The sequence below is a fragment of the Bradyrhizobium denitrificans genome, from assembly GCF_013179005.1.
Taxonomy (GTDB): Bacteria; Pseudomonadota; Alphaproteobacteria; order Rhizobiales; family Xanthobacteraceae; genus Bradyrhizobium; species Bradyrhizobium denitrificans.
The window spans coordinates 1-449 of the sequence record NZ_JABFDP010000093.1 but is presented as its reverse complement, the minus strand read 5'-3'; the positions used below and the strand labels follow the sequence as shown (position 1 = coordinate 449).

At 67.4% G+C, this 449-nt stretch carries 1 pseudogene; it reads left to right on the top strand.

What is annotated here, in order from left to right:
* A pseudogene (locus HL671_RS38130) lies at positions 1 to 449 on the top strand (methyl-accepting chemotaxis protein); the annotation flags it as partial.

Sequence of the window (449 nt, the reverse complement as noted above, 5' to 3'; positions counted from 1 at the left end):
ATCGTCGAGACCGTGTCCCATGCCTCGACCGAGCTCGAAGCGTCGGCCACCTCGCTGAGTTCGACCGCCGCACGCTCGCAGACGCTGGCGACCACTGTGGCGTCGGCCTCGCACGAGGCCTCGACCAATGTGCAGTCGGTGGCGTCGGCGACCGAGGAAATGTCGTCCTCGGTCAACGAGATCAGCCGCCAGGTGCAGGAATCCGCCCGCATGGCCAGCGACNCGAGGAAATGTCGTCCTCGGTCAACGAGATCAGCCGCCAGGTGCAGGAATCCGCCCGCATGGCCAGCGACGCCGTCGACCAGGCGCGCCGGACCAATGAGCGTGTCGGCGAGTTGTCCAAGGCCGCGACCCGGATCGGCGACGTCGTCGAACTGATCAACACCATTGCGGGCCAGACCAATTTGCTGGCGCTCAACGCCACCATCGAGGCGGCGCGCGCCGGCGAG